Origin of the sequence: Paenibacillus roseus (assembly GCF_016424485.1) — a bacterium.
GTDB lineage: Bacteria > Bacillota > Bacilli > Paenibacillales > Paenibacillaceae > Paenibacillus_D > Paenibacillus_D roseus.
Genome location: NZ_JAELUP010000102.1, coordinates 1 through 730, shown reverse-complemented (window position 1 = coordinate 730; position 730 = coordinate 1). Strand labels below are relative to the sequence as shown.

The window sequence follows — 730 nt, the reverse complement described above, 5'->3', positions numbered from 1 at the left end:
AGGCCGTGCGCGGCCAGCTTGCCCAGCACCGCCGCGAGGTGATCCAGGTGCGAGGCCTCGTCGAGCGAGTAGACGAGCAGGTCGTCGAGGTAGCAGGCCACGTACTGGCCCAGCTCCTCCCGGAAGATGTCGTGCATCAGCGCCTGGAAGGTGGCCGGCGCGTTGCACAGCCCAAAGGGCATCACCAGCCACTCGTACTTGCCGTACGGCGTGGTGAACGCCGTGAGCTCCTCGGAGCCCTCCTTGATGCGGACCTGGTGGTACCCGCGCTTGAGGTCCAGGGTGGTGAACACCTTGGCCTTGCCCACGCCGTCCAGCAGCTCCTGGATGATCGGCATGGGGTACGTGTTCTTCTTCGTGACCCGGTTGAGCATCCGGTAGTCCACGCACATCCGCAGCTCCGGCGCCTTGCCCGGCTCCAGCGCCTTCTTCTTCACGAAGAGGATGGGCGAGCCGTAGGGCGACCGGCTCGGGCGGACGGTCCGCGCCTGCAGGTGCTCCTGCAGCTGGCGCTTGAGCTCCTCGGCCTCGGCCGGGAGCAGCCGGCGCGCCCTCAGGTTGGGCGGCGCCATGCCCGGCAGCACCTCGATGGCGTGGTCGATGCCGGGGCGCTGCGGAGGCATCCGCAGCGACTCGTCGGTCAGCGCCGGCCAGCGCCGGAGGATGGCCGCCGCCGCCTCGGGCACCGAGGCCGGCAGGTCGACCCGGGGCACGACGGCCGTCGCGGACG

1 protein-coding gene is annotated in these 730 nt (G+C 70.5%); it reads right to left on the bottom strand.

Annotation, left to right across the window (positions count from 1 at the left end; all coding sequences use genetic code 11):
• On the bottom strand, positions 1-730 hold a 730-nt coding region (locus JFN88_RS16975), incomplete at both ends, for a reverse transcriptase family protein (RefSeq protein WP_199020499.1).